The organism is Streptomyces sp. NPDC033966 (assembly GCF_055575955.1).
In genome coordinates this window covers 1-3952 of record NZ_JBVIRQ010000048.1, presented here as the reverse complement: position 1 = coordinate 3952, position 3952 = coordinate 1, and the positions used below count along the sequence as shown (strand labels likewise).

General features: G+C 74.6%; 2 protein-coding genes. Both read right to left on the bottom strand.

Annotated features, from left to right (window positions below):
- On the bottom strand, positions 1-3041 hold a 3041-nt coding region (locus ACZ518_RS39380), incomplete at its 3' end, for a type I polyketide synthase (RefSeq protein ID WP_469117841.1).
- Between the two features lie 44 nt (positions 3042-3085).
- Positions 3086-3952: acyl carrier protein (locus ACZ518_RS39375; RefSeq protein WP_469117840.1), on the bottom strand; the 867-nt coding region annotated here is incomplete at its 5' end.

Genomic DNA, 3952 nt, shown 5'->3' with positions numbered 1-3952 from the left:
CCCCCCACCAGCTCCACCACATCGACACCCGACACCGACAACAGACCCACCAGATCGGCACCCGCCTCCCCCGACACCACCAGCCACCGGCCGGAGAGGTGGCCGGGAGCGTCCGCGGTCGTGGGTTCCCAGATCGCCCGGTAGCGCCAGGAGTCGACGGTGGACCGCTGCCTGCGTCCCGCCCGCCAGGCGGTGAGTACGGGCAGGGTGGTCTCCAGCGCGTCCAGCGCCCTTCCCTCGGCGCCGAGTTCGCCGGACAGGGCCGACAGGTCGGCGCGTTCGACGGCTTCCCAGAAGGCCGACTCCGCCGGGTCGGAGGCGGCCGTGCGGCCGGTACCGGGACGCGGCCAGTACCGCCGGCGCTGGAAGGCGTAGGTCGGCAGGTCGACGTGGGCCGGGCCGGCGTCCGCGAAGGCGGGCGACCAGTCGACGGCGACGCCGCGCACGTGGACCTCGGCCAGGGAGTGCAGGAACCGTGCCGGTCCGCCGTCCTGGCGGCGCAGCGAGCCGACGGCGCAGTCGCCGAGGCCCTGGATCAGCACGGGGTGCGGGCTGCTCTCGACGAACACGCCGAACCCCTGCTCGCGCAGGGCGCGCGTGGACTCCTCGAAGCGCACGGTCCGGCGGGCGTTGCGGTACCAGTACTCCGCGTCCAGCTCGGCGGTGTCCTGCCAGTCCCCGGTGACCGTGGAGAAGAACGGCACGTCCGACGGGCGCGGGGAGAGCCCGGCGAGGACGGTGAGGAGTTCGTCGCGGATCTCCTCCACGTGGGCGGAGTGGGAGGCGTAGTCGACGGCGATCCGGCGGGCGCCCTCGGTCGCGGCGAGCAGCGCGTCGAGTGCCTCGGGGTCGCCAGAGACGACGACCGAGCGGGGGCCGTTCTCCGCGGCGATGGACAGCCGCTCGTCGAGGCCGGCGGCGACCTCCTCGCGGGGCAGGGGGACGGACACCATGCCGCCGCGGCCGGAGAGGGCGAGGAGGGCCTTGCTGCGCAGGGCCACCACGCGTGCGCCGTCCTCGAGGGAGAGGCCGCCGGCGACGCAGGCCGCGGCGATCTCGCCCTGTGAGTGTCCGAGGACGGCCGCCGGTTCCACTCCGTACGAACGCCACAGGGCGGCGAGGGACACCATCACGGCCCACAGGGCGGGCTGCACCACGTCGACGCGGGCCAGGGCGGCCTCGTCGGTGAGCACCTCGCGCAGCGACCAGTCGACGAACCCGGACAGGGCCTGCTCGCACTGGTCCATGCGGTCGGCGAAGACGGGGTTCGTGGCCAGCAGTTCCGTGGCCATGCCGGTCCACTGGGAGCCCTGGCCGGGGAAGACGAAGACGACCTTGGTGCGGCCGTCGGGTACCTGGCCCTCGACCAGGCCGGCGGCCGCCGTGCCGTCGGCCAGCGCCGACAGTGCGGCGTCGAAGGCGTCCGGGTGGTCGGCGACGAGCACGGCGCGGTGGTCGAAGGAGGACCGCGTGAGGGCGAGCGAGCGGCCGATGTCCGCGGGCGCGTGACCGGGGCGGGCCGACAGGAACGTCCGCAGTGCGCGGGCCTGTGCCCGCAGGGCGTCGGCCGACTTGCCGGACAGCGGCCAGGGCAGGGCCGAGGAGGCGGAGGGAGCGGCCGGAGCGGGCTCGGCGGCCGGGTCGGGTCCCTCCAGGATGACGTGGGCGTTGGTGCCGCTCATGCCGAACGAGGAGACGCCTGCGCGGCGCGGCTGTCCGTCGGGCGTGCGCCAGTCGAGGTTCTCCGTCAGCAGCCGCACGGAGCCGGCCGACCAGTCGACCTGGGGCGTGGGCTCGTCCACGTGCAGGGTGCGCGGCAGGACGCCGTTGCGGATCGCCCCGACCATCTTGATCACGCCCGCCACGCCGGCGGCGGCCTGCGTGTGGCCGATGTTGGACTTGACCGACCCGAGGTGGAGGGGCCGGTCCGCCGGGCGGTTCTGTCCGTACGTGGCCAGCAGGGCCTGCGCCTCGATGGGGTCGCCGAGGGTGGTGCCGGTGCCGTGGGCCTCGACGGCGTCGACCTGGTCGGCCGTCAGGCGGGCGTTGGCGAGCGCCTGACGGAGCACCCGCCGCTGGGACGGGCCGTTGGGGGCGGTCAGGCCGTTGGAGGCCCCGTCCTGGTTGACGGCGGAGCCGCGGATCACGGCGAGGACCTGGTGGCCGTTGCGGCGGGCGTCGGAGAGCCGCTCCAGTACGAGCACTCCGGCGCCCTCGCCCCAGCCGGTGCCGTCGGCGGCGGCGGCGAAGGGCTTGCAGCGGCCGTCCGGGGCCAGGCCCCGCTGGCGGCTGAACTCGGTGAAGGTGGTCGGGCTGGCCATGACGGTCACACCGGCCGCGAGCGCCAGCGTGCACTCCTGCTGGCGCAGCGCCTGTGCGGCGAGGTGCAGGGCGACGAGGGAGGACGAGCAGGCGGTGTCGACGGTGACGGCGGGCCCCTCGAAGCCGAACTCGTACGAGATCCGGCCGGACAGCACGCTGGTGGCGTTCCCGGTCGCGAGGTAGCCGTCGACCTCCTCGGGGCCGCCGACGAGGACCGTGCCGTAGTCGCTGCCGTTGGTGCCGACGAACACGCCGGTGCGGCTGCCGCGCAGGGTGTCCGGCGCGATCGCCGCGCGCTCCAGCGCCTCCCAGGAGGTCTCCAGCAGCAGCCGCTGCTGGGGGTCCATGGCGAGGGCCTCGCGCGGGGAGATGGCGAAGAAGCCTGCGTCGAAGTCGGCGGCGTCGTCGACGAACGCGCCCTCGCGGACGTACGAGGAGCCGGGGCGGTCCGGGTCCTCGTCGAACAGTTCCTCCAGGTCCCAGCCCCGGTCGGTGGGGAACGGCGACACGGCGTCACGGCCGGCGGCGACCAGGTCCCACAGTCCCTCGGGCGAACGGACGCCGCCGGGGAACCGGCAGCTCATCGCGACGATGGCGATGGGCTCCCGGGCCGCCTCGGTCAGCCGCCGGTTCTGTTCGCGCAGCCGCTCGGCCTCCTTGAGGGAGGTCCTGAGCGCGGCCACGAGCTTCGCTTCGGGCGTCTGCGTGCCGGATGTCACTGCTTCGGGGGTAACCATGTGTCAGCTCCACACTTCCCGGACCGTCAGGAGTCCGTGTTGTCCATGGCGAGACGGATCAGGGCGTCGGTGTCCATCGCGTCGATGTCCTCCGGGGCCGTGTCGTCCGGGTCGGCCGCCGCTTCCTGCGTGCCGCCCGCTTCGAGGCCGGCGAGGTCCAGCAGCACTTCCAGCAGGCCGGCCTCTCTGATCCGGGAGAGCGGCATCGAGGCGAGCGCCCGGCGGATCCGGTCCTCTTCCGGGTCGGTGTCGCCGAGGTCCCCGCACAGCTCGGTGAGGAGGTACGCGGCGAGCGCGGCCGGATTGGGGTGGTCGAAGACGGCGGTGGCGGGCAGGGCCAGGCCGGTGGCCCTGCCGAGCCGGTTGCGGAGCTCGACCGCCGTCAGGGAGTCGAACCCGATGCCCTTGAACGGCTGCTCCGCGCCCACGCGCTGCGGCGACCCGTGGCCGAGTACGCCGGCCACGTGGGTACGGACCAGGTCGAGCAGTACGTCGGTCCGCTCGGCCGCCGGCAGGGCCGCCAGCCGCTGCGCGAGGCCCGCGTCGGTGAGGGCGGGCTCCTCGGCGGGCCGGGCGGCTTCCGGGATACCGGCGAGGAGCGGGCTCGGCCGGGCGGAGGTGAAGCCCGGCGCGAAGCGCTCCCAGTCGATGTCGATGACCGTCAGGGTGTCGTCGCCCTGGGCGAGGGCCCGGGCGAGTGCGGCGAAGGCCGTGTCGGTGGCCAGTCCGGTCATGCCGGCCAGGCGCATGCGTTCGGCGACGGTCTCGTCCGCGGCCATGCCGTTGTCGGCCCAGGGGCCCCAGGCGATGGAGGTGGCGGGCAGTCCGTCGGCACGGCGCTGTTCGGCCAGAGCGTCCAGGCAGGCGTTGGCCGCCGCGTAGTTGCCCTGACC